The following is a 24,049-nucleotide window of genomic DNA, read 5'->3' on the forward strand; positions in this document are numbered from 1 at the left end:
ATGGCCTCATCCCTGCTCGACCCGAAAGCGCTCCTGGCCGACATCGCCTGCTGCGTCGGTTTTTACACCCGCCTGCCGATCCCTGATCCGGGAGAGCGCGATTTCGCCAGGGCGCAATGGGCCGCACCAGTTGCCGGAGTGGTGGTCGGGCTGGTGATCGGCGCCACGCTTTGGCTTTCGCACGCGCTGGGCGTGGTTGCACCGCTGGCCGCTGCATTGGCGCTTGCGGCAGGCGCCCTGCTGACGGGTGCGCTCCACGAAGATGGCCTGGCCGACGTCGCGGACGGGTTCGGCGGCGGACAGACGAGGGAGCGCAAGCTGGAAATCATGAAGGACAGCCGCGTCGGCAGCTACGGGGTGATCGCGCTGGTATTGTCCCTGCTCATGCGCTGGTCGGCGCTAGCCATGCTGGCGGCATCCGGCACTTTCACGATGATCGCCGTACTCGTCGGCGCGCATGCGGCTTCGCGAGCAGCGATTCCCGCCTTCATGGCCCGCGTGCAGCCTGCCCGGCTGGACGGATTGTCGGCCGGAGTCGGCCGCGTCGACAGCCAACCCGCCCTGTACGCCGCTGCAATCGGCTTCGCGCTGCTGCTGCCGGGCGGATTTGCATTCGCGCTTGTGTCTGCCCTGCTTGTGATTGCCCTCTCGCTTGGGCTTGAGCGGCTGGCGATGCGGCAGATCGGTGGCCAGACAGGCGACGTGCTCGGCACGCTTCAGCAATGCTGCGAGATCGCGGTGCTGGTAGCGGCAACAACCATGCTTATCTGACGGAGACCAAATGACAGAGCTTCCCGACAGGATCGACGCCATACGTTCCCTCGTGGACACCCTGCCCGGCGGCGACGAAGCCGCCGCGCAGGCTGCAGCCGAACGACAGGGTTTGCTCACGAAGCCCCCCGGCAGCCTTGGCCGGCTTGAGGAACTGGCGACGTTCATCGCTCGCTGGCGAGGACAAACGGTGCCGGTTCTCGATCCGGTATCCGTCCTCGTCTTCGCCGGTTCGCACGGCATGACGGCGCGCGGCGTCTCGGCCTTCCCGGCGGAAGTCACCGCGCAGATGGTCGCCAACTTCGCCGCAGGCGGAGCCGCGATCAATCAACTCGCGAAGCAGGCAGGCGCATCGCTGAAGGTGACGCCGCTGGAAATCGATAGGCCCACGGCTGACTTCACCAAGGCGCCGGCGATGAGCGACAACGAATTCGTCGCCGCGGTTTGTGCCGGCATGGCGGCAGTGCCGGCCGATGCCGGGTTGATCTGCGTGGGCGAAATGGGGATCGGCAACACGACAGCGGCCGCAGCGCTCGCAGCCGCCCTTTTCGGGGGCACCGGTAACGACTGGGTCGGACGCGGCACAGGCGTTGACGATGCGGGACTTGCCCGCAAGGCAGAGACGGTCGATGCCGCGATCGCCCTGCACGGCAAGGCACTTGCCGACCCGCTGGAGGCGTTGCGGCGTGTCGGCGGGCGGGAACTAGCGGCAATCTTCGGTGCAATGCTGGCCGCACGCCTAAACCGCATTCCCGTCCTTCTCGATGGCTTCGTGGCGACGGCCGCCGCCGCGCCCCTCGCCCGGCTTTCGCAGGACGGCCTTGCACATGCGCTGGCCGGCCATGTCTCAGCCGAGGCCCAGCACAAAAAGCTGCTGGCGCATCTGGAGCTCGCACCGCTGCTCGACCTTGGCATGCGCCTCGGCGAAGCGTCCGGCGCCTGTCTCGCCATCAACGTGCTTCGAGGGGCGCTGGCCTGCCACGCCGGCATGGCCACCTTTGCCGAAGCCGGCGTCTCGGAAGGCTGACGGTATGCGAACCCTGCTCGTCATCGGCATCGGCACCGGCAATCCCGAGCATATGACGATGCAGGCGATCGGCGCGCTGAACCGCGCCGACATCGTGCTGGTGCCGCGCAAGGACGAAGAGAAGGCCGAGCTCGCGGAGCTGCGGCTGGAGATATGCCGGCGCTACCTGACCGATCCGGACACGAGATTGATCGAGTTCGAGCTGCCCGCACGTGACGGCGCCATGCCATATCGAGAGGCTGTCGACGAGTGGCATCAAGCCATCGCGGACACCTACCGGACCCTGCTGGAGCGGCACACGGCAGTCGACGGGAAGGCCGCCTTTCTGGTGTGGGGCGACCCGGCGTTCTACGACAGCACGCTGCGCATCCTGGAGCGCTTGCGCAACGACCCGGCCTGCAGGATCGAGGTCATCCCCGGCATTTCGAGCATTCAGGCGCTGGCAGCGAGCCACGCAATCCCGGTGAACGAGGTCGCGGGCAGCGTCCACATCACCACCGGCAGGCGGCTGGCTGAACACGGCTTCCCGGATGACGCCGAGAGCGTTCTCGTCATGCTGGACGGCGGCCTGTCGTTCGGCAAACTCGAGATGGACCGCTTCGAAATCTGGTGGGGAGCCTATCTCGGCTCTAAAGACGAGATTGCCATTTCTGGACCGCTGGCCGAGGTGGCCGGAAAAATCAGGGCAACCCGCGCCGAGGCGCGTGAACGGCATGGCTGGATCATGGATACCTATCTGCTGCGGAAAAGGTCGGGCAACCTGTCGAGCTGACGTCGGTGTTCATTCAGTCTGAGTGACTGGTATCGTGGCCCGGAACACGTGCGACGCGCTTACCCGCCGGCACAATGTGCCGGCAAACGGAAATGGGCTGCAAATCTCTTGGGAAGATGGCGCGAGTGACGGGGCTCGAACCCGCGACCTCCGGCGTGACAGGCCGGCACTCTAACCGACTGAGCTACACCCGCGCAGCGACTTTCGCCGTCAGCGGCGTTTGTCGTGGGCGTGAATTAAGCGCTTCTCCCATTGGTGTCAAGCACACCGGCAACCGATTTTCGACAATCTTCAAAAGCATTTGGAGCGCCTGTGGATCGCGGCGCCCGCGACTGGCCAGCCATGCTGAAAGCGCCCTATTTTCGCTTGCGAAACCCGCTGGGAACGCTTACACGTCCGCCCCGGAAGGGCGATTAGCTCAGTTGGTAGAGCGCTTCGTTTACACCGAAGATGTCGGCAGTTCGAGCCTGTCATCGCCCACCACTTCCAAGCCTGCTGACCCTGTAGCGCATCCATAAGCTCAACCCTCGTCTTTGCGGGGTGATGGCTTCCAGGCGTATAAACCTGATGTGGCCGCGAGCGCGGCATCGACGTCTCGGCGCTCATACCTGCCGCCCACCTCGCGGACGACCTTGCGCGGGCAAAAGAAAAGCCGGGCAAGCCCGGCTTTTCAAAGTTCAGCCTTGGGACAGTCTCAGTTGACTGCGTCCTTCAGGCCCTTGCCGGCGGAGAACTTCGGCACGTTGCGGGCCGGAATCTGCACCTCGGCGCCGGTCTGCGGGTTGCGACCGGTGGAAGCCTCACGCTTGGAAACGGAAAAATTGCCAAAGCCAACGAGACGGACGTCGCCGCCCTTCTTCAGTTCCCCGGTGATGACAGAAAACACCGCGTCGACGGCGGACTGGGCGTCGCCCTTGGAGAGCTTTGCGGAGTCCGCGACGGCGGATACGAGTTCGTTCTTGTTCATTAAAAAAATTCCCTTCCCTGTGAAAGGCCGGCCATTCGACTCAACCGGCAGGATGCGGAGTGTAGGAAATCCCGCCTTGCCGACCAAGTATGAAAAGCGTTCCGGACCCCGGTTTTTCCCGGTTTTCTGCGGGTTTGAGACAAAAAGGCCAGGCAATCGCCTGGCCTTTTTGTCGATTTTGCGCTCGCGAGCGTTAGTGAGCGAGTGCAGCAGAGCCGGCTTCGGCCTTTGCGGCCGCCGGTTCGACGGGCTCGACCCACTCGATCGGCTCAGGCATGCGCACCAGCGCATGGCCTAGTACCTCTCCCACGCGCGAAACCGGCACGATTTCGAGCCCGCTCTTCACGTTTTCCGGGATATCCGCCAGATCCTTGGCGTTCTCCTCGGGGATCAGCACCTTCTTGATACCGCCTCGAAGCGCCGCCAGCAGCTTTTCCTTGAGGCCGCCAATGGGCAGGACCCTGCCACGCAAGGTGATCTCGCCAGTCATCGCGACATCCTTGCGCACCGGAATGCCCGTCAGCACCGAAACGATCGCCGTTGCCATCGCAGTGCCGGCAGACGGGCCGTCCTTCGGCGTAGCACCCTCCGGCACGTGGACGTGGATGTCGCGCTTGTCGAAGAGTGGCGGCTCGATGCCGAAATCGACCGCCCGCGAACGGACATAGGACGCCGCCGCCGAGATCGACTCCTTCATCACGTCACGCAGGTTGCCGGTGACGGTCATCTTGCCCTTGCCGGGCATCATGACACCCTCGATCGTCAGCAGTTCGCCGCCGACCTCGGTCCAGGCAAGTCCGGTGACCACTCCGACCTGGTCCTCGCCGTCGATCTCACCGTGGCGGAAGCGTGGCACGCCCAGATAATCGGCAAGGTTCTTCTCGGTCACCTTCACAGACTTCTTCTTGGTGCGCAGTATCTCGGTCACGGCCTTGCGGCCGAGCTTCATCAGCTCGCGTTCGAGATTACGCACGCCGGCTTCCCGCGTGTAGAGCTGGATGACCGCCCTGAGCGCCTCGTCGGTGATCGAGAACTCCTTCGGCTGAAGCGCGTGATCGCGGATAGCCTTGGGCAGAAGGTGCCGCTTGGCGATCTCGACCTTCTCGTCCTCGGTGTAGCCGGCGATACGGATGATCTCCATGCGGTCCATCAGCGGGGCCGGAATGTTGAGCGTGTTCGCAGTGGTCACGAACATCACGCTCGACAGATCGTATTCGACCTCGAGATAGTGATCCATGAAGGTCATGTTCTGCTCGGGATCGAGCACCTCGAGCAGCGCCGAAGACGGATCGCCGCGATAATCCTGCCCGAGCTTGTCGATCTCGTCGAGCAGGAACAGCGGGTTCGACTTCTTCGCCTTCTTCATCGACTGGATGACCTTGCCGGGCATCGAGCCGATATAGGTGCGCCGGTGGCCCCTGATCTCGGCCTCGTCGCGCACGCCGCCCAGCGCCATGCGAACATATTCGCGGCCCGTGGCCTTTGCGATCGACTTGGCGAGCGATGTCTTGCCGACGCCGGGAGGCCCGACGAGGCAGAGGATCGGCCCCTTCAGCTTCTTCTGCCGGCTCTGCACGGCGAGGTATTCGACGATGCGCTCCTTGACCTTGTCGAGGCCGAAATGATCGGCATCGAGCACTTCCTCGGCGAAGCTCAGGTCCTTCTTGACCCGCGACGGCTTCTGCCACGGTATCGAAAGGAGCCAGTCGAGGTAGTTGCGCACCACTGTTGCCTCGGCCGACATCGGCGACATCGTCCGCAGCTTCTTCAGCTCGGCGTCAGCCTTCTCGCGCGCCTCTTTCGACAGGCGGGTCTTCTTGATGCGCTCTTCCAGCTCGGAAGCCTCGTCGCGGCCGTCCTCGCCCTCGCCGAGTTCCTTCTGGATCGCCTTCATCTGCTCGTTGAGGTAGTACTCGCGCTGCGTCTTCTCCATCTGGCGCTTGACGCGCGAGCGGATGCGCTTTTCCACCTGGAGCACCGAAATCTCGGCTTCCATGAAGCCCATCGCCTTTTCGAGCCGCTCACGTACCGACAAGGTGGCGAGCATCTCCTGCTTCTCGCCGATCTTCACGGCAAGATGCGAGGCAACGGTGTCGGCAAGCTTGGAATAGTCGTCGATCTGGCTGGCGGCGCCAACCACCTCCGGCGATATCTTCTTGTTCAACTTGACGTAGTTTTCGAAATCGGAGACCACCGAGCGCGCCAGCGCCTCGATCTCGACTTCTTCCTCCTCGGGCTCCAGAAGCGTTTCCGCCTTGGCCTCGTGGAAATCCTCGCGATCGGTGAACGCGCTGATCTTCGCACGCGCGGTGCCCTCGACGAGCACCTTCACGGTGCCGTCCGGCAGCTTGAGAAGCTGAAGCACGTTCGCCAGCGTACCGACATCGTAGATCGCATCGGCTGCCGGGTCGTCGTCGGCTGCATTCATCTGGGTTGCAAGCAGTATCTGCTTGTCAGCCCCCATGACGTCTTCCAGCGCCCTGATCGACTTCTCGCGCCCGACAAACAGGGGCACGATCATGTGGGGAAACACGACGATGTCCCGCAGCGGGAGAACCGCGAACACGCCTGCGTCAGAGGACCGGGATGATTTGGTCATTGTCCAACCTTTCATTTCGCGGCCGCACATGGGCCGACCGCGATCTCATATTAGCGATCGCCGGGCCATCCGCCTACCGCCGAAGCTCTTTCGGCGCCTTTCAGCACGGATTTCCGAGCGACCGGGTCGATGCTTAGTTGGCGTTGCAGCAAGGAAAGATCAAGAGGCGCAAAAGGCGCAAGGGGACACACACTTGCATTGCTTTCGCGCCTGTCCCATGTGGAAACTGACGAGCCAAGGAAACTTTATGACGGCGATCGAATCTCCCTGCATCCTGGTCTGTTCCATCGACATGAAGACCGGTTACTGCTTCGGCTGCGGGCGCACGCGCGAGGAGATCGGGGCGTGGTTGACGATGACGCCCGAGACGAGGCGCGCCGTCATGGCTGCCCTGCCGGCCCGCCTCGAGACCGTCGAACGCAGGCCGCGCCGCGAAACCCGCCGGACCAGACTAGCCCGCGAAAGGGGTGAAACCACGCAATGAAGGGCGACAGGCTCCTTTGGATCGTCCTCGGCGTTTTGGCCGTCGGGCTCATCCTGCTCCTGGCTTCGGGTGACAGCGGTACCGTGTTCGGCTTCGAGGACGAAGCCTTTGCCCGTACGCTCTATCTCGGCGTGCTGGGCGCGGTGATCGCGGCCGGTATCGTCGGTTCCGGTATCCGCCTCAGCCACGCCGTGCGTACCGGCGCCATCTGGCTGCTGATCATCCTGCTGCTGATGGGTGGGTATCAGTACCGCTACGAGTTGCAGGACATCGCCAGCCGTGTAACGGCGGGGCTGATCCCCGGCAGCCCGTTATCGGTAAGCGATGCCGACGGACGCGCCGCCGTCATGCTGGACAGGCTTTCCAACGGCCATTTCGAGGTCCGCGCACAGATCGACGGCACACCGGTCATGACAATGGTTGACACCGGCGCGACCAGCACGGTCCTGACTTACGACGACGCGAGCCGCGCCGGCTATGAACCCGACACGCTTTCCTTCACCATCCCTATCATGACCGCCAATGGCGAGGCGCGCGCCGCGCGCGTGGTGGCGGACGAAATCCGCATCGGCGACATTGTCCGCAACCGCGTACCGGTGATGGTGGCCGAACGGGGGCGGCTCGACCGCAGCCTGCTCGGCATGAACTTTATCGGCACGCTGTCCGGCTTCGACATGCGCGGCGAAAGGCTGATCCTGCGCGATTGACGCTTAAAGCAGGCTCCAGAAGAAGCGCGCAGACACGAAGATGCAGAACAGGCCGAAGCCGACTTCGAGCTGACGCTTCGACAGCGCATGCGCGATCCGCACGCCGTACGGCGTGACCAGCAGCGCGATCGGAATGACAAGCGCCACAGCTATCCAGTTGATGTAGCCGGTCGACGCGATCGGCAGCAGAGGATTGCCCCAGCCGGCCCAGATGTAGCCTATGGTACCGGGAATGGCGATCAGTACGCCGACACCGGAAGACGTTGCCACGGCCTGATGCATCGGACGGCCGAACAGCGTCATGAAGGTGTTGTTCATCACCCCGCCCCCGATGCCCATCAACGTCGAGAAATAGCCGATCAGCATGCCGATGATGGCGCGCACCGGATTTCCCGGAATATCCGCCCCGACACGCCAGCTTTCGCGATTGAAGAGCAGGCGAAAGGCGACCAGTAGCGTGATGACGGCGAAAATGACGCGCAGGCCGCCGCTCGAGATGTAGGCCGCCGTGAGCGAGGCCAGGATGACGCCGATCGGCACGGGAATCAGGAAGCTCTTCAGCAGCGACATGTCGACCGCGCCCTTGGCGCGGTGCCCGGTGAAGGAGCGGATCGAGGTCGGGATGATAATGGCGAGCGACGAGCCGACGGAAAGGTGCATGCGCACGACTTCGTCGACGCCGAGCAGGCCGAAGACCTGATAGAATACCGGCACCAGCACGGCGCCGCCGCCGATGCCGAAAATGCCGGCCATGAGGCCGGAAACAACGCCGGATGCGGCGATGGCGAGTGCGAATGTGGCGAGTTCGCCCATCGGCAGGTCAAGTCCGGCCATCAGAATTCCCTCTCTCGATGCGGATGAACTGTCGAATGAAGCGAATTGGACATTCGATCTCCGGCTGACGATGGTCTCACCGACCGAATGTCAACCTCGAACGTCCGGGCGAAACCCTGAGGTTGCTGACAGTCCTGCGTTTCCGCTCCTCCCCAAAGGCCGATGCGAAGTGCGGAAACGGACCACTAGCCGCCTTGGACAACAAAGTAAATCGGGTCAGGCAGCCACCGCGGCTTCGTCCAGACGAACATGCGACAGCGCCTGGTATAGTACCTCCGGCCCCGCCCCTGGCCGCGTGGCATCGGTCGAAAGCACCTGCCGCCAACGCCGCGCGCCGGGCAGCCCGTGAAAGAGGCCCGTCATGTGGCGCGTGACATGCACCAGCCTGCCGCCCCGCTCAATATGGCGGGCTGCGTGCGCTGCCATCGCATCGATGATCGACGGCCAGTCCGCAGCAGAAACCGGATCGCCGTAGAAACGCGCATCGACCTCGGTGAGTAATCCGGGATTGTGGTAGGCGGCGCGACCGAGCATCGCTCCATCCACGCCCCGCTCCAGATGGGCCGAAACCTCGTCCAGCGTCTGAACACCGCCGTTTATGCCGATGAATCGATTCGGCAAACGCTCTTTCAGGCGATAGACGCGCGGATAGTCGAGCGGCGGGATGTCGCGATTTTCCTTAGGTGAAAGCCCCTCCAGCCACGCCTTTCGCGCATGCACCCACAGCGCGTCCGCCCCCGCTGCGAAGACCCCGTCGGCCAACTCGTCAAGCGCTTCTTCGACGTCCTGATCGTCCACCCCGATGCGACACTTGACCGTGACCGGAACCGCGACGGCACCTTTCATGGCTGCCACGCAGTCTGCCACGAGCGCCGGGGTCCGCATCAGGCAGGCGCCGAATGTGCCCGATTGCACGCGGTCGGACGGGCAGCCGACATTGAGGTTGATCTCGTCATAGCCGTAACCGGCTGCGATCCGCGCCGCCTCCGCCAGCTTGGCCGGATCGGACCCGCCGAGCTGTAGCGCGACGGGATGCTCCGCTGCGTCAAAGCCCAGCAGCCGCTCGCGGTCGCCGTGGATCACCGCATCGGCAACCACCATCTCCGTGTAAAGCAGAGCGCGCCGCGTGAGCTGGCGATGGAAGAACCGGCAATGCCGATCCGTCCAGTCCATCATGGGCGCAGCGGCTATCTTATGTTGTTGGTATTGCGGCATTTTTATACAATTCGATATGTAAGCACCGGTTCCTGTACGCCATTATACGCCTTCGAACGACCCGGAACGCCACACTTTTACGTCCAAGTGCATACAGAGCGCACATGACAAATGGCAACACACACCAAACTCCAATCTGGCAACTGGCGCGACCAAGTTAGGCACAAGGGCCGCTATATCAGCGAACGTTCTTGCGAAAGGACGATGCTCGCAGGTGGCACTCGAACGGAGGTCAAGATTGATCGTGGCGAGACACCGACGCGTTCGCCAATAGCGCACCTAAGCACCTTCGGCGATTTGGTTGATCTCCATATCGTGAATATGGCCGCAGTCGGCAAGCCTCCTCATCGCTCGAAAGCAGCAACTCTTGACCGCTCTTTGCTTGGTGTGCCTCGAAGCTGGCGCGTCGCAGAAATGGAGGGCGACGGGTCAATAGACAAGCAAGCGGCTGACAAGGATAACGCCGGTCCATACAGCTTCGCGAGCGTCGGTATTTTAGTCCGAGGCAACGGCGGGCACAGTGTCGCCTCGAGCAAACCTAGCGCTCATCCGACGGCACGGTCGCCACCCTTCTTCAGAAATCGCACCGGCAGTCGTTCATATCCCCTCAGAACGTTGTTCATCGCTAGAACAGGCTCTCCCACCTCGATACGCGCGACCCGCTCGACCATTGCCGTGAGGATGCAGCGCATTTCCAGTCTGGCCAGTTGCATACCGGCGCAGGCGTGGATGCCGTGGCCGAAACCGACATGGTCAATCAGGACGCGTCCTACGTCGAACGTCTCCGGGCGATCCCATTGCCGCTCGTCCCTGTTTGCCGAGGCATAGAGGATCAGCACCCGGTCGCCAGCCGGTATCGCGACGTCGCCGACGACCGTGTCGCCCGCGACCGTTCGGGTGAACCCGCGAATGGGCGATTCCAGCCGGACCGCCTCGTTGATCGCGTTAGGAACGAGCTTGGGTTCCTGCACCAGTCGTTCCCATTGGTCCGGGTTCGTGCCGAGCAGATAGAGCAGGTGGCCGGTCGCATAGATCGTCGTGTCGAGGCTGGGTCCGAGATAGTCGCGCATCAGCATCTGGACCTGTTCCGGCCTTATGAGGCCCTGGTCGGCAGCGTCATAGAGCATCTCCACCCAGCCGCCCGGCCGCACGTTTTCGCGCGTCGCATCGTTCACCGTGTAGGCGCGCATTTCCGTGATGACGGGAAAGGCGGCCTCCGCGCGTTCGTTGGCGCCGCCGAGCATGTCGAACACGGCGCTGGCCCAGCGCAGCATGTTTTCCCGACCGTGTTCGGGCATGCCGACCAGTTCCGACACGATCGACACGGGCAGGTACTGGGCAAGATCGGCCATTCCGTCGAAGCTGCCCCGCTCCACGAGGCGCTCGACCAGGGCGTCGGCGGTCTCCGTGATGCGGTCCTTGACGTCGTTGAGGGCGCGCAGGCTGAGCGGCGCGGCGACGATGCGACGAAGCTCCTCGTGGAGCGGCGGATCGGAAGCGAGCAGGTTGCCCGGAGCGATGCCGTTGGCCCTGTCGTTTCCGGCTACGCCCATGCCGGAACGAAACGTGTCGTGGTCTGAAAGACATGCGCGAACGTCGGCATGCCGCCCGATCGCCCACATGCCGTTGGCCGGCAGCCAGACCGCCGCGCCGAGTTCGCGAATGCGGGAGTAGTGCGGGTAAGGGTCGCGGATCACCGCGTCGGAATAGATGTCTACGTCGTAGGCGGGAACGTCGTCCCGAACGACGGATGGCGAGGTTGCTGCAGTCATTGGCTCCTCCGACGGTTCGTTCATTCAGGCCACGGGCAAGGTCAAAGGCAATTGCCCAGCCCGTCGTGTTCATGGAGCGGACAGTTGCGGCCGCGCGGTGTCGCGATGTGATGCCTGGCCTAGGCTGGTATCGTTCACCTTGCCGCGACGACGCATTCCCCGGATTGCGGTGAGCGACGAGTTTCGAATGGACGCCGGGTCGAGGAGCGCAAATGAAGCCGAAGCCGAAGCCGAAGAACATCCTGTTCGTCATGTTCGACCAGCTTCGCTGGGACTACCTGAGCTGCTACGGGCACCCGCACCTCAAGACGCCCAACATCGACCGGCTGGCTTCGCGCGGAGTGCGGTTCACGCGGGCTTACGTGCAATCGCCGATCTGTGGTCCCTCGCGGATGTCGACCTATACCGGGCGCTATGTCCACAGTCACGGCGCGTCATGGAACGGCATCCCGCTCAAGGTCGGTGAGATGACGATGGGCGACCATCTGCGGGCGGCCGGCATGGGCTGCTGGCTGGTGGGCAAGACCCATATGCGTGCGGACGCCGAAGGCATGCGTCGGCTTGGCCTCGATCCTGACAGCATCATCGGCGCCCGCGTGGCCGAGTGCGGTTTCGACGTGTTCGAGCGCGATGACGGGATGGTCGCCATCGGGCCTGACGGACCGCTCGAAAACCCCGATGATCATCGCTATTCGCATTATCTAAGAGAGCGGGGCTACGCGGGCGACAACCCCTGGCACGACCACGCAAACTCCGGCGTGGATGCCGCTGGGAATGTGCTATCCGGCTGGTTCATGAAAAACGCTGCCGAGGCAGCCAACATCGAGGAACCCGACAGCGAAACGCCTTATCTCACGCGCCGGGCGATGGAGTTCATCGAGCAGGCTTCCGCGCCGTGGCTATGTCATCTCAGCTACATCAAGCCGCACTGGCCATACATCGTGCCGGCCCCGTATCACACGATGTACGACACCTCGCACATCAAGCCTGCCGTGCGGACGAACGAGGAGTTCGACAACGCACATCCCGTGCTCAAGGCGTTCATGACGTCGCCCGTCGGCAAGGCATTCAGCCGCGACGAGGTGCGTGAAGCGGTGATCCCGGCCTATATGGGCCTCATCAAGCAGTGCGACGACCAGATCGGCCTGTTGCTGGAATGGCTGGATCAGACCGGACGGATGGACGACACCATGATCGTGCTCACCTCCGATCATGGCGATTTCCTCGGCGACCACTGGATGGGTGAAAAGACCTTCTTTCACGACACCTCGGTCAAGATCCCCCTCATCATCTTCGATCCATCAAGCGATGCGGATGCGACGCGAGGCACGGTGTGCGACGAGCTTGTCGAAAGCATCGACCTGTTGCCCACATTTCTTGAAATCGCGGGGGCGATCCGCAAGCCGTCGGCCACATCGTGGAAGGCAAGTCGCTGGTGCCCATCCTGCATGGCAGGGCGGAAGGCGCGCATCGTGACCGCGTCATCTGCGAATATGATTACGCTGCCACTCCCATCGCCGAGCGGCTGGGGGTCGGCGCGCGCGAGGCGGTCATCTTCATGGTCGCCGACAGGCGGTACAAGCTGATCCACTGCGAAGGCGGGTTCCGGCCGATCCTCTTCGACCTCGAGGCCGATCCGGACGAACTGCAAGACCTGGGCGACAGCGAGCAGCACGCCGCAATGATCGAGGAGATGTACGAACGCCTGTTCGCATGGACGCGCCGCATATCGCAACGGACGACGCGCAGCGAGGCTCAACTGCAGGAGATGCGCACCGCGATACGGCGTCGCGGCGTGGTGCTTGGCGCCTATGACGAGAACGACATGCCGCTGGAGTTGACGGTGCACTATCGCAACCGCAAGGCCGCGATCCGCAAGCCGGCCGGTTAGCCGTCCACGAGCCAGGCTTTCGCTTCGCCGAGTATGCGATCCGCCTCGGGCGAGCCGTCGACGACGATGTCGGGCCGCAAGGTGCGGCCGCCTTCGACGAGCCGGTAGCCGAGATAACGATAGGCTTCCGGGATGGACGAAAAGTCCGTCTCGTTCATGAAGCGATCGAATGCAGGAGACGGGACAACCGGATCGAGCCGGTCCTTCTCATAGATGGCGATGCGTTCGGCAATACGCCAGATGCCGTCCTGGTGGATCAGGCGATCGAGGAAGCGGGCGTAGCTCGTGTTGTCGACCGTGACGCCGGACAAGGTGGCGCGACCGAGAATCTGGACGCTCGTCTCGGCCAGAGCCCTGCCTTCCCCCACCTGCACGAAGGGTGTTCCGATCAGGTGCTTGCTGCGCGGCGAGATCTTCTTGTGGGTCGCACGGCAACGCGTGATGAAATCGTCATGAAGGCCGGCAAACCACGAGACGGAGATGATGCCGTCGCGCGCGAAGGTCTCCGCCAGTCGATCCCAATGGCCCTGGTCGCGCCATAGCCCCCAGGCCTGGATGAGCTGGATGATGAGCAATGTGTCTTCGGCGCGTGTCATGTAGGCCTCCTGCTTTTCCTTACGGCCCATTCTGTCGCTCGCAACGGCGGGCGCACCTTTGCGGCGCAAGCTGTCCGCGATGCGGACGGCGGAATGCGGAGCGTGGACGCGTTGCGGGGGCGCGCTTTAAGTCGCTCGAGTTAGGTCAGGAGAAGGTAGGAGAACGCTGGCAATGTCGACATACCCGGCCAAAGTTCCGGTGGTGATTGTCGGAGCAGGCCCCACGGGCCTGACCGCCGCAAATCTGCTTGCCGCCTATGGCGTCGAGGCCATCGTCCTCGACCGCGAGCCCGGCCCCATGAACCTGCCGCGTGCGATCGTGATCGACGACGAGGGCGCGCGCACCATGCAGGTGTTCGGTCTTGATCGTACCTATATCGCAAACACCACGCCGGCGATCGGCTCCAAGTATTTCGCTGACGACGGAACGTGTTTCGCCGAGACGGGCGCCGGTGTGCAGAGCTACGGCTTCCCCAAGCGCCAGTATATCTACCAACCCGAATTCGAAGCGGCCTTGCGGGACCGGCTCGAGGAGCAGGCGCCGGGCAGCCTGCGATTTTCATCCAACGTCGTGGACGTGGAAACCAGTTCCGACGGCGCGGTGGTGACCGTCGAGGCTGCGGACGGGAAGCGCCACCGAATTGCAACTCAGTGGGTGCTTGCCTGCGACGGCGGCCGCAGCCCGATCCGTGAACGCCTCGGCATCGCGCTCAGCGGCAACACCTATCGGCAGGACTGGATCGTCATCGACATGAGCGACGATCCCGACCGTTCGCTGTTCTCGAAATTCTTCTGCAGCAGCATCCGCCCCGCAGTCAGCGTGCCGGCACCCAATGGCGGCCGGCGTTACGAATTCATGGTGCTGCCGGGAGAGGATCGCGAAAAGGTTCTGACCCCGGATTTCCTGGCAGAACTGCTGAAGCCGTTCCGGCGCTACGACGAGCGCTACGTGCTGCGCAAGACCGTCTACACCTTCCATGCACGCATCGCCGAGCGCTTCCGGCATGAGCGCATCCTGCTGATGGGAGACGCCGCACACCTGACGCCACCGTTCGCGGGACAAGGCATGAATGCCGGCCTGCGCGACGCACATAATGTTGCCTGGAAGATCGCCGCGGCGGTCGGCGGCGCCGATGCGGCGATACTCGACACCTATGACGCCGAGCGCCGCGCCCCGCCTGGGACATGATCCTTCTCGCGGTGACGATGGGCAGCTTCGTCATGCCGTCGAGCAGCGAGGAACTGAAGTTCCGCGACTTGCTGCTGAAGGCGCTCGAACCGTTTCCGGGGGTGCGCGACTACCTGATCCAGATGCGCTTCAAGCCGAAGCCGCGCTACAATGCCGGCCTTTTCCTCGACCTCGACCAGCCGACATTCGAGGCGAGCCTGGTCGGCGAAATGGTCCCGCAGCCACGCATCGGCAGCGATGCACGGCTTCTCGATGACCATCTCGGTGAAGGTTTTGCACTGGTTGCCCAGGACGAGCCCGGCCGGCGCGCCATCGAGCAGCTCCAGCAGAGCCGACTGATGAGCCTTCCGCTCAGCAAGGTGCATTTCGATCCCAACGCCTGTTCAGGCACCGCGGACCACGCGCGCATAGCAAGACCGCTGCTGACGCACCGCGACCAGATCATGCTGATCCGTCCGGACCGCTATTGTGCGGCAGCCTTCGCGCCTGACCGGCTGCGAGCCGAGCTCGATCGCTACTCTTCGCTCTGTTCGGCGGCCACCCGGGCGAGATCGTCCGAGATGGACGCCGCGGTCGAGATGAGCGCATCCCTGTGAAGCCTTAGCGCCTCATCGAACTTCAAGGCCGTGCCGATCCAGATCATGGTGAGGCAGGCGATGGGCCGCTCGCCGCTGTAGATCGGCGCCGAGATGCTCATCGTGCGCGCATTGAAGCCCTTGATCCGGAAGCCGACGCCGAGTTCCGATGTGCGGGCAAGAATATAGTCCAGCGGCCCGTCGTCGTGGAAATCGACCGCGTCGCTGCCGAGCCGCTCCCTCAGGCCCTCGATGATCTGCGCACGTTCCTGGCCGGGCACGAAGGCGAGATGCGCCCGCCCGCCGGCAGTCTCGAGCACCGGCAGTTCACGCCCCACCATGCCGTGATCGACCGAGAACGGGCTGATGTTGTGGGTCGATCGCGAATGGCCATGCGGTAGTCGTGAAAGGTGACGAGGTCGAGCGGCCAGAGGATCTTGCGGCCGAGCTTCATCATTCTCGGCACGGCAACCTGCGCCACCCAGTCTTCGTCGCGGAATCCGGAGCTCAGCGACTTGGTCTGCAACGTCGGACGCCAGGCATCCTCCGACGGGCCGCGCACCACGAAACCCAGCCCCTCCAGTGTCTCGAGCAAACGGTAGGCGGTCGGCCGCGGATGCCGACGATGCGGGCGACTTCGGCTGCCCTCAGCCCGTTGTTGCAGTTGATTGCCTGGAGTACTTCCAGTCCACGTTGCAGGGAGCGAACTGCGCCGAAAGTCGAAATGGTGCCGGCCTCCTGATGTTCACGATACGGACAATCGCGGGGGCTACGTTGCAACGAGCCGCCTGCATGTCAAGAGTGTCCGCCTGTCCGTTCGGTTCTGGCCGCGGTGGGAGGAAACACTTGGAAAACATCGAAAGGCGCATCAAGGGCGTCGCGCGAGTCGTTGCGCTCATCGGCTTCTTCGGCCTGCTTCTGCTGGCGGCGATGACCACGGTCGACATCCTGTTGAGGTGGCTTTTCAACGCACCGCTCCACGGCGTCAACGACGTGAGTTCCGTCGTCATGGCCATCGTTATCGCCGCGTGCATCCCGGCAAACCTTGCAATGAAGCAGAACATATCGGTCGAGGTCCTCGGCTCGATCGGCGGTACGCGCACACGGCGCGTGCTCGACGTCGTGGCCAGCCTGTTCACGCTCGTGTTCATAATTCTGATGGCCTGGCGCTTTGTGCCTTACGCGGAAGGTCTGCGCGAGACCGGCGACCGGACCTGGGTGCTGGGCTGGCCCATCTGGCCGTGGTGGATGGCCGCATCCGTCTTGATGATCGCCGCCGCCATCGTTCAGGTTCTGGTCACGATCTCCGACATCGCCACTCTCATTCTGGGCGGGCCCGACGAGGCCGAGCCATCCGAGCCGACAGGCGGCGACGCCATCCTCTGACCTGATCGCCCTCCAGCGAAGGAATATCACTTGGATCCGCTACTGATTGCCCTGGTGGGCTTCCTCGCGATGATGGTGCTGATCGTCGTTCACGTGCCGATCGGCGTGGCGATGGCGCTTGTCGGCGTCACCGGCTTTGCCTCGATCGTGGGCTGGGGGCCTGCTGTCACCTTGATGGCAACCGAGCCGGCCTCGGCGATGGCCAATCTCGACCTCGCGGTGATCCCGCTGTTCATGCTGATGGGCAGCCTTGCCGCTGCCGCGGGCCTGGCGTCCGATGTCTACAACCTCGCCAATGCGCTGATCGGCCACCGGCGCGGCGGCCTGGCGTCGACCACGATCGTGGCGAGCGCCGGCTTCGGCGCCATATGCGGCTCGGGCGTTGCGACCACGGCAACGTTCGGGCGGGTTGCGATGCCCGAGATGCTCGAACGCGGATACCGGCCCGATCTTGCAGCAGGCTCGATCGCAGCCGGCGGTACGCTCGGCATCATCGTGCCGCCGTCGAGCATGATGATCCTCTATGCCGTGCTGACGGAGCAGTCGGTACTCGACCTCTTTTCGGCAGCGATTGTTCCGGCCGCCCTCGCCGTCATCTTCTACATGATCGCCATTCAGGTGAAATTGACGATGGACCCCGAAGCCGCACAGCGCGGCGAGCGCGCAACGATGCGCCAGCGGCTTCATGCCGCCGGTCAGGCCTGGGGTGTCATCGTCCTCTTCGTCGTGGTCATGGGCGGCATCTATTCTGGCATCTTCACCGTCCACGAGGCCGCCGCCGTCGGCGTCGTGTTCTCATTCCTGCTGCTGGTCGCCAAAAGCCGCTTCACATGGAATACGCTGATCGGCGTGCTGGCCGAGGCAAGTGCGGGGACGGCGATGATCTACATCATGGTCTTCGGCGCAACCATCTTCTCATATTTCATGGCGGTCTCCGGCGCGGCCGCCTTCATGGTCGGAGCGATTTCCGGGCTGCCTATCCCGCCTATCGCGATCCTCGTGGTGCTGCTGGTGCTTTATATCTTCCTCGGCGCGTTCTTCGATGAAGTCGCCGCGATGGTGATCACGCTGCCGCTTGTGATCCCGCTCATCCTGTCCTTCGGCTACGACCTTGTCTGGTGGGGCATCATCAACGTCGTCGTGATCGGGATCGGCATGATGACGCCGCCGATCGGCATCAACGTCATGGTGCTGAATTCGATGTATCGGTCGATCAGCCTGGGTACGATCTATCGCGGCATAATGCCCTTCCTGATCGCCGAGCTGGCCCGGCTGCTTCTGCTGACGCTGTTCCCGCAGCTGACTCTCTGGCTGCCCAGCGTGCTGCACTAGCGATGTCCGCTAAGTGGACAGTTCGAATGGATGCAATGCCATGCCGAGGGCCGCGCATTAGCGTCAATCCATCATGGAACGAACCAGCAGGGAGGATGCAATGACGTTCATGACCAGGCTGCTTGGCGCCGCTGCCGCGCTCGGTATCATCGCGGTTCCCGCATCGGCGGAGACGTTGCGTTTTTCAAGCTTCGAGCCACCCGTCGCGCATGTGACGAAAGAGATCCTTACGCCGTGGGCCGAGGATGTCTCCGCAGCGTCGGACGGCGAACTCACGATCCAGATGTTCGCGGGCGGGTCGCTCGGCCGAAATCCCGCCCAGCAGCTCCAGCTCGTCGAGGACGGCGTCGCGGATATCGCCTGGGTGATCCCGGGCTATTCGCCCGGTCGTTTCCAGGAGAGCACCGTGGCGGAGCTTCCGTTCCTCATTCCAAGCTCGACGGCAGGGTCGCCGGCGATGTGGAAGATGTACGAGGACGGCCACTTCAAGGGTGACTTCGACAAGCTGAAGATGCTTGGCATCTTCGTTTCCTATCCCAATTCGATCGCCTCGAGGAAAGAGGTGACGGTCCCCGAGGACATGAGCGGTCTCAAGATGCGGGCACCCGGGCCGACCATGCTGTCGGCGCTCGAGGCGCTCGGTTCGGTGCCGGTCGGCGGCATTACCGGTCCGACCGTCGCCGAAAGCATCAGCCGCGGCCTGATCGACGGAACGTTCACCCAGTGGGGCGCGATCGAGACGTTCCGGATGGGCGATGTCATCACGCATTTCAATACGGCACCGCTGGGCGCGACGCCGATGCTGGTCGTCATGAACAAGGCCAAGTACGACAGTCTGTCCGACAAGGCCAAGGCGGCGATCGACAAGTTCTCCGGCGCGGCATTCTCGGAACGCTTCGGCGCTTCCTTCGACGCCAATATCGCCGAAGCACGCGACGAACTGCTTGCAAAGGGCACCATTACCGTCGTCGAGCCCGATGAGGCGCAGCTCGAGCAATGGAAAGAAGCCGTTGCCATCGCCACGCAGCAATGGATCGAGCAGAACGAGAACGGCCAGGCGATCCACGACGCCTTCGTCAAGGCGGTTGCCGAGGCTCAAGGGACGAACTGACGGCCCCTCAACTCGATTGCCGCCGCCAGACGATGGCGGCGGCGCTCCAGGGATAGGAACAATGGCACTCGCATCGCTCGGATACATAGGCGTCCGCTCCTCGCGTACGGCTGATTGGCAGAGCTTCGCGACCGATCTTCTCGGCATGCAGCAGGTCGATGCCGGCGGCAAGGTTCGTGCCTTCCGCATGGACGACCGCAAGCAGCGCCTGATCGTGTCGGCGGAGGGCGACGAGGGCCTGGACTTCATGGGCTGGGAAATCGAAAGCGCTGAAGCTCTCGATGCACTCGCCAGCCGTCTCGAGAATGCTGGCGTTGCGGTACGCCTTGAAGCGGTTTCGCTGGCCGACCAGCGCCATGTGACGCGGCTGATCTCGTTCGCAGACCCGGAGGGCAATCGGCTCGAAGTGTTCTGCGGACCCGAGATCGCTTCGGAACCGTTCCTCGCCGGCAGGCCGATCTCCGGCTTCAAGACGGGATCGCTGGGAATGGGCCATGCGGTGCTTCACGCAAGGGACGTCGACGTCCTCCTTCCATTCTATCGCGATCTGCTGGGCTTCCAGGTCACCGACTACGGGCTCAAGCCTTTCAAGCTCTATTTCTTCCACCTCAACGGTCGGCACCATTCCTTCGCCATGGTCGGGACCGGCCGCAGGGGCATGCACCACTTCATGGTCGAACTGCTTTCGCTGGACGATGTCGGGCAGGGCTACGATCTTGCCCAGCAGGACGAAGGCCGGGTCGCCTATACGCTGGGCCGCCACTCGAACGACCACATGACGAGCTTCTACGCCAATTCGCCATCGGGCTTCTTCGTGGAATATGGCTGGGGTGCGCGGGTCATCGACCCGGCTACCTGGGAGCAACACGAAACGTTCGACGGACCAAGTTACTGGGGGCACGACCGCCTCTACATGCCCGAGGATTCACCCGACCGCGCGCGGTTGCGCGAGATGCGGCTCGATGCGGCCAGGCGCGGAATGCGCGCCGCCGATCCTGCCTCCAACTGCGCCTGGCTCGACAGCATCGTCAGCAACGAGTGACGAAGCACTAGACTTAACCCCGACACATCAACACCTGCCAGGAGACATGACATGCGTGTCTGTTCATACATCATGCCTAACGGAACCCGATCCTACGGCATCGCCGACGGCGAAACGCTGATCGACGCCGGAGAAGCGCTTCGCGGCCGTTATGCCGATCTGCGTGCCGTCATCGCAGCGGGAGCGCTTGCCGAGTTGGGCAAGGATGCGGGCGGCGAACGGATGACGCTTTCCGATGTGACACTCCTTTCGCCGATCCCCAACCCGGACAAGATCCTGTGCATCGGCCTCAACTACATGACCCACATCAAGGAGACGGGACGCGAGGCACCGAAGAAGCCTTCCATCTTCACACGCTATCCGTCGTCGGTCGTCGGTCATGGCGTCGATCTGGTGCGTCCGAAGGTTTCCGACTGGTTCGATTTCGAAGGCGAGCTTGCAGTCGTGATCGGAAAGCCGGGCCGTGCGATTTCTGCGGCGAACGCCTATGCCCATGTTGCCGGCTATAGCTGCTTCAACGACGGGTCGATACGTGACTTCCAGCGCCACACCACGCAGTTCTGGGCAGGCAAGAACTTCGATCGCAGCGGCTCCATGGGCCCCTGGCTGGTCACCGCCGACGCATTCGGCGATCCGGCCGCCCAGTCCATGGAGACCCGGCTCAACGGCGAGGTGATGCAGTCGACGCCTATCTCCGACCTGGCTTTCGACGTGCCGGCATTGATCGAATACATCTCCACGGTCATCGAACTGCTGCCCGGCGACATCATCGCCACCGGCACGCCAAGCGGCGTGGGCCTGTTCCGCGAACCCAAGCTGTTCATGAAGGCTGGCGATCGCGTCGAGGTCGAGATCAGCGGCATCGGCACGCTCGCCAACTCGATCGTCGACGAAGGCTAGGTAACGCCATGCGCGCCGTCCGTTTCGATACACCCGGAGGTCCGGACGTCCTGTATGTCGGAACCGCCGACATGCCGGTCGCGGGCCGTGGCGAGATCGTCATCAAGGTCAGCGCCGCGGGGGTCAATCGTCCGGATGTCTCGCAGCGTCTCGGCCGCTACCCGGTGCCGCCGGATGCCAGTCCGATCCTGGGGCTGGAGGTTGCGGGCGTGGTGGTCGAAGTCGGCGGCGGCGTGCAGGCCTTCAAGCGCGGCGACCGGGTCATGGCGCTCGTCCATGGCGGCGGCTATGCCGAATTCTGCCGGGCGGACGCGCGGCATGTCATGCCGATGCCGGATGGCCTTTCCTTCGTCGAGGCCGCCGGGTTCCCCGAGGTCGCCATGACCGTCGAATTCAACATGGTCATGCGCGCCGGCCTGAGCGCAGGAGAGACTGTCCTGATCCATGGGGGATCATCGGGGATCGGGACGTACGCGATCGCGAGGGCGAACAGCCTGGGCGCAACCCCCATTACGACTTCGCGCGGCGCCGACAAAGCCGCGTTCTGCCGGGGAATGGGAGCAGCGATGGCGATCGACTCGTCGGCCGGGGAATGGGTCGACGAGGTCATGGACTTTACGGGGGCCGCGGCGTCGATGTCATTCTCGACATGGTTGGCGGCGACTATGCCGACCGCAATCTGGCGTGCATGGCCGTGGACGGGCGCTATGCACTGATATCGCTGCAGGGCGGCGCGAAAGCGGCGGTCAATCTCGAACCGGTACTGCGCCGCCGCCTGACGCTGGTGGGCTCAACGTTGCGCCCGCTGCCTCCCGAGACGAAGGAGACCATCGCCGCGCGGCTTGTGCGCGACGTCTTGCCCATTCTTTCCGAAGGAAGGCTGCGCCCGCACATTCACGCCACCTTCGACATCGAAGACGTGGGCGAAGCGCATCGTACGCTGGAGCAGAACGATCACTTCGGAAAGCTCGTCCTCACCATGGGCGACATCCCGTAGCGCCATTCGCCCACGCATCCGCCCTTCCAGCCACACAGATCGGAGATACGCAATGCTGACCCTGTTTCATTCGCCGGGAAGCTGTTCGAATGGCATTCTCTATCTCCTCAATGAAATCGGGGCCGAGCATGACGTTTCCGTGGTCAACGTTCTCGCCGGCGACCAGAGGAAGGAGGCCTATCTGAGCCTGAACCCGAAGGGTAAGGTTCCGGCCCTGCGGCTCGATGATGGTGAGGTGCTGACCGAATTCCAGACGATCGCGTTCTGGCTCGCGCGTTCCTTCCCGCAGGCGGGCCTGTGGCCGGAGGACACAATGGAGCAGGCGCGCACGCTCGAACTCCTGGATTTCATCGTCGGCTCGGTACATATGCGCGGTCGCACATTCATCAGGATGCCGCACAAATTCGTGGACGACCCCGCATGTCACGCAGCGCTTCAAGCCCATGGCCGCCAGCAGGTCGCCAACGGGCTGGCGCAACTCGAGGCGACGCTTGGGGGCAAGCCGTTCCTGCTGGGACGTTTCGGCATAGCGGACGCCGCTGCACTCTACGTCCTCGACTGGGCCGTGCGCGATGACATCGAACTGAGCAGCGTGCTTGTCGCGTACCGGGAACGGCTGCACGCGCGGCCGGCCTTCGCTGCCTCTGCCGACAACTGGGGATCAACCTAATGTCGCCGTAAGTTCGCTTCTCAAGCGGCGTGGTGCTCGCGGCAACGCAATCGTGGATTGCGCGTGATAGTGAAGTCGAGGCCGGCAGCGAGATTCGCTACCGGCCGTCAGGATCAGACCATCACCCGGTTCGGCGACATCATTGCCGGATCGAGCGCCAGGCCCGGCTCGTCGCCAAGGATGAGCGCGGCGGCGATTGCCGACAGCGCGGGCGACGTCTGGATACCGTAGCCGCCCTGCCCCGCCAGCCAGAAGAACCCCTCGGCGTCGGCGTCGAAGCCCACCACCGGCGTCCTGTCGGGCGCGAAGGTTCGCAGCCCGGCCCAATTTGCATCTACCCGAACGACGTCCTCGCGAACCGCCTGCTGGTACCGGTCGAGGCCCTCCGCAAGTGTCATGTCATCCACGAAGGCGTCATGAGGCTCCACCGGGTCCTCATCGGCAGGCGAAATCAGCAACCGTCCCGCATCGGGCTTGAAGTACCAGCGGTCGGCGGAATTGGAGACGAGCGGCCAGCGCTCGCAATCGTAGCCGGCGGGACAGGCAATGACCGCCATCGAGCGCCGGTGGGGAACGAGCCCCTTGGGAGCAACGCCGCAGTTTCGGGCCACCACGTCGGCCCACGCGCCGGCGGCGTTGACGATCGTTTCGGCCTCGATTTCGCCCGCCGTGGTCTCCACCTTCCAGCGATTGCCGACCCTGTGCGCTTTCAGCAGCGCCGCATCGGTCATCACCCGCGCGCCGGCGCGGCGAGCCTTCTTCAGCCAGCCCTGGTGCAACGCGTTCACGTCGATGTCGCTCGCATCGTGCTCGTATCCAGCCGCGGCAATGCGTTCGGGCCTGAGCAGCGGCACCATCGCCGCAGCGTCGGCCGGCAGCATCGGGACGAGGCCCTCGGAAAGCGCAAGCAGCTCGTCGTGGTGAGGCCGGTCCTCCTCGTCGGCAACGAACAGGATCCCCCTTTGCGACAGGAGTGGCGATGGAAAGAACTCGTCGTCCGGCACATCGAACAGCGGCCGGCTGGCAGCGCTGAGCGCGCGAATGACCGCGTTGCCGTAGTTCTGGATGAAGATCGCAGCCGACCGTCCCGTGGAATGATGGCCGGGGCGCGACTCCTGCTCGATCAGCACAACATCACGACCGCTGATGGCGGCCGCCACACCGGCGCCGGCAATGCCGGCACCAATCACCAGAACGTCTGTGGAAATCATC

24 protein-coding genes, 2 tRNA genes and 1 pseudogene are annotated in these 24,049 nt (G+C 63.6%); 18 read left to right on the top strand and 9 right to left on the bottom strand.

Annotation, left to right across the window (positions count from 1 at the left end; translation table 11 throughout):
- Genes cobS through cobF form a run of 3 tightly spaced genes read left to right on the top strand, consistent with a single transcriptional unit; the run spans position 1 to position 2,570 of the window.
- Complete coding sequence (gene cobS, locus HK436_RS17870; protein WP_173191929.1) at positions 1-771, top strand: adenosylcobinamide-GDP ribazoletransferase; 771 nt, start codon at positions 1-3, stop codon at positions 769-771.
- A gap of 10 nt (positions 772-781) precedes the next feature.
- A complete protein-coding gene (cobT, locus tag HK436_RS17875; protein WP_173191930.1) occupies positions 782-1,798 on the top strand; it encodes a nicotinate-nucleotide--dimethylbenzimidazole phosphoribosyltransferase in 1,017 nt (338 codons plus the stop codon).
- A 4-nt stretch (positions 1,799-1,802) separates the two neighbouring features.
- Entirely contained in the window at positions 1,803-2,570 is a 768-nt protein-coding gene (gene cobF / locus HK436_RS17880; protein WP_173191932.1) for a precorrin-6A synthase (deacetylating), read from the top strand.
- Positions 2,571-2,687: 117 nt separating this feature from the next.
- On the opposite strand, the gene HK436_RS17885 is transcribed toward cobF, so the two are convergent.
- Positions 2,688-2,764 (bottom strand) — tRNA-Asp (locus HK436_RS17885).
- A 213-nt stretch (positions 2,765-2,977) separates the two neighbouring features.
- Here HK436_RS17885 and HK436_RS17890 point away from each other — a divergent pair.
- A tRNA-Val gene (locus HK436_RS17890) sits at positions 2,978-3,053 on the top strand.
- A 211-nt stretch (positions 3,054-3,264) separates the two neighbouring features.
- Here the strand turns inward: HK436_RS17890 and hupB are convergent.
- Both hupB and lon read right to left on the bottom strand, forming a co-directional pair.
- Positions 3,265-3,537, bottom strand: a complete 273-nt coding sequence (hupB, locus tag HK436_RS17895; protein WP_173193594.1) for a DNA-binding protein HupB — start codon at positions 3,535-3,537, stop codon at positions 3,265-3,267.
- Between the two features lie 193 nt (positions 3,538-3,730).
- Positions 3,731-6,136, bottom strand: a complete 2,406-nt coding sequence (gene lon / locus HK436_RS17900; RefSeq protein ID WP_173191934.1) for an endopeptidase La — start codon at positions 6,134-6,136, stop codon at positions 3,731-3,733.
- A gap of 247 nt (positions 6,137-6,383) precedes the next feature.
- Between lon and HK436_RS17905 the strand changes: the two genes are divergently transcribed.
- Positions 6,384-6,620 (top strand): DUF1289 domain-containing protein, encoded by a 237-nt coding sequence (locus HK436_RS17905; RefSeq protein ID WP_173191937.1) that lies wholly within the window; start codon positions 6,384-6,386, stop codon positions 6,618-6,620.
- Positions 6,617-7,327, top strand: a complete 711-nt coding sequence (locus HK436_RS17910) for a TIGR02281 family clan AA aspartic protease (protein ID WP_173191938.1) — start codon at positions 6,617-6,619, stop codon at positions 7,325-7,327. The genes HK436_RS17905 and HK436_RS17910 overlap by 4 nt, the downstream gene beginning before the upstream one ends.
- Positions 7,328-7,330: 3 nt before the next feature.
- On the opposite strand, the gene HK436_RS17915 is transcribed toward HK436_RS17910, so the two are convergent.
- From HK436_RS17915 to HK436_RS17925, 3 genes are all read right to left on the bottom strand, one after another.
- On the bottom strand, positions 7,331-8,161 hold the full coding sequence (locus tag HK436_RS17915; protein WP_173191940.1) for a sulfite exporter TauE/SafE family protein: 831 nt from the start codon (positions 8,159-8,161) through the stop codon (positions 7,331-7,333).
- Between the two features lie 216 nt (positions 8,162-8,377).
- Positions 8,378-9,376 (bottom strand): tRNA dihydrouridine(20/20a) synthase DusA, encoded by a 999-nt coding sequence (gene dusA / locus HK436_RS17920; RefSeq protein ID WP_173191941.1) that lies wholly within the window; start codon positions 9,374-9,376, stop codon positions 8,378-8,380.
- 545 nt (positions 9,377-9,921) lie between these two features.
- Complete coding sequence (locus tag HK436_RS17925) at positions 9,922-11,148, bottom strand: cytochrome P450 (protein ID WP_173191943.1); 1,227 nt, start codon at positions 11,146-11,148, stop codon at positions 9,922-9,924.
- A gap of 251 nt (positions 11,149-11,399) precedes the next feature.
- Between HK436_RS17925 and HK436_RS17930 the strand changes: the two are divergent.
- Together HK436_RS17930 and HK436_RS30605 are read left to right on the top strand one after the other, a co-directional pair.
- Positions 11,400-12,482, top strand: a pseudogene (locus tag HK436_RS17930) (sulfatase-like hydrolase/transferase); the annotation flags it as partial.
- 101 nt (positions 12,483-12,583) lie between these two features.
- The gene (locus tag HK436_RS30605; RefSeq protein ID WP_312860630.1) at positions 12,584-13,039 is read left to right on the top strand and encodes an alkaline phosphatase family protein; all 456 of its coding nucleotides are present in this window, start codon (positions 12,584-12,586) and stop codon (positions 13,037-13,039) included.
- Here the strand turns inward: HK436_RS30605 and HK436_RS17935 are convergent.
- Positions 13,036-13,635, bottom strand: a complete 600-nt coding sequence (locus tag HK436_RS17935; RefSeq protein ID WP_173191945.1) for a nuclear transport factor 2 family protein — start codon at positions 13,633-13,635, stop codon at positions 13,036-13,038. The genes HK436_RS30605 and HK436_RS17935 overlap by 4 nt on opposite strands.
- 172 nt (positions 13,636-13,807) lie before the next feature.
- Here HK436_RS17935 and HK436_RS30610 point away from each other — a divergent pair, with 172 nt between their 5' ends.
- Both HK436_RS30610 and HK436_RS30615 read left to right on the top strand, forming a co-directional pair.
- Entirely contained in the window at positions 13,808-14,824 is a 1,017-nt protein-coding gene (locus tag HK436_RS30610) for an FAD-dependent monooxygenase (RefSeq protein WP_206680538.1), read from the top strand.
- A complete protein-coding gene (locus tag HK436_RS30615; protein WP_206680539.1) occupies positions 14,821-15,420 on the top strand; it encodes a hypothetical protein in 600 nt (199 codons plus the stop codon). The genes HK436_RS30610 and HK436_RS30615 overlap by 4 nt, the downstream gene beginning before the upstream one ends.
- Here HK436_RS30615 and HK436_RS30620 read toward each other — a convergent pair.
- Positions 15,339-15,740, bottom strand: coding sequence for a hypothetical protein (locus tag HK436_RS30620; RefSeq protein ID WP_206680540.1), 402 nt, complete (start codon positions 15,738-15,740; stop codon positions 15,339-15,341). The genes HK436_RS30615 and HK436_RS30620 overlap by 82 nt on opposite strands.
- A gap of 505 nt (positions 15,741-16,245) precedes the next feature.
- On the opposite strand from HK436_RS30620, the gene HK436_RS17950 reads away from it, so the two are divergent.
- From HK436_RS17950 to HK436_RS17980, 8 genes are all read left to right on the top strand, one after another.
- Positions 16,246-16,785: a TRAP transporter small permease gene (locus HK436_RS17950; protein ID WP_206680541.1), complete on the top strand. Its 540-nt coding sequence runs from the start codon at positions 16,246-16,248 to the stop codon at positions 16,783-16,785.
- 30 nt (positions 16,786-16,815) lie between these two features.
- On the top strand, positions 16,816-18,117 hold the full coding sequence (locus HK436_RS17955) for a TRAP transporter large permease (RefSeq protein WP_173191949.1): 1,302 nt from the start codon (positions 16,816-16,818) through the stop codon (positions 18,115-18,117).
- A gap of 100 nt (positions 18,118-18,217) precedes the next feature.
- Positions 18,218-19,228, top strand: a complete 1,011-nt coding sequence (locus HK436_RS17960) for a TRAP transporter substrate-binding protein (RefSeq protein ID WP_206680542.1) — start codon at positions 18,218-18,220, stop codon at positions 19,226-19,228.
- Positions 19,229-19,289: 61 nt separating this feature from the next.
- The gene (locus HK436_RS17965; protein ID WP_173191951.1) at positions 19,290-20,270 is read left to right on the top strand and encodes a VOC family protein; all 981 of its coding nucleotides are present in this window, start codon (positions 19,290-19,292) and stop codon (positions 20,268-20,270) included.
- A gap of 51 nt (positions 20,271-20,321) precedes the next feature.
- A complete protein-coding gene (locus HK436_RS17970) occupies positions 20,322-21,170 on the top strand; it encodes a fumarylacetoacetate hydrolase family protein (RefSeq protein ID WP_173191953.1) in 849 nt (282 codons plus the stop codon).
- An 8-nt stretch (positions 21,171-21,178) separates the two neighbouring features.
- Positions 21,179-21,886 carry an alcohol dehydrogenase catalytic domain-containing protein gene (locus HK436_RS17975; protein WP_280515721.1) on the top strand — a complete coding sequence of 236 codons (708 nt, stop codon included), beginning with the start codon at positions 21,179-21,181 and terminating at the stop codon, positions 21,884-21,886.
- The gene (locus HK436_RS32460) at positions 21,820-22,167 is read left to right on the top strand and encodes a zinc-binding dehydrogenase (RefSeq protein ID WP_280515722.1); all 348 of its coding nucleotides are present in this window, start codon (positions 21,820-21,822) and stop codon (positions 22,165-22,167) included. The genes HK436_RS17975 and HK436_RS32460 overlap by 67 nt, the downstream gene beginning before the upstream one ends.
- A 52-nt stretch (positions 22,168-22,219) precedes the next feature.
- Positions 22,220-22,837: a glutathione S-transferase family protein gene (locus tag HK436_RS17980; protein WP_244649031.1), complete on the top strand. Its 618-nt coding sequence runs from the start codon at positions 22,220-22,222 to the stop codon at positions 22,835-22,837.
- 113 nt (positions 22,838-22,950) lie between these two features.
- Here the strand turns inward: HK436_RS17980 and HK436_RS17985 are convergent, their stop codons facing one another.
- Complete coding sequence (locus tag HK436_RS17985) at positions 22,951-24,048, bottom strand: NAD(P)/FAD-dependent oxidoreductase (RefSeq protein ID WP_173191955.1); 1,098 nt, start codon at positions 24,046-24,048, stop codon at positions 22,951-22,953.
- Position 24,049 lies beyond the last annotated feature (1 nt).

The sequence above is a fragment of the Neoaquamicrobium sediminum genome (assembly GCF_013240295.1).
Classification (GTDB): Bacteria; Pseudomonadota; Alphaproteobacteria; order Rhizobiales; family Rhizobiaceae; genus Aerobium; species Aerobium sediminum.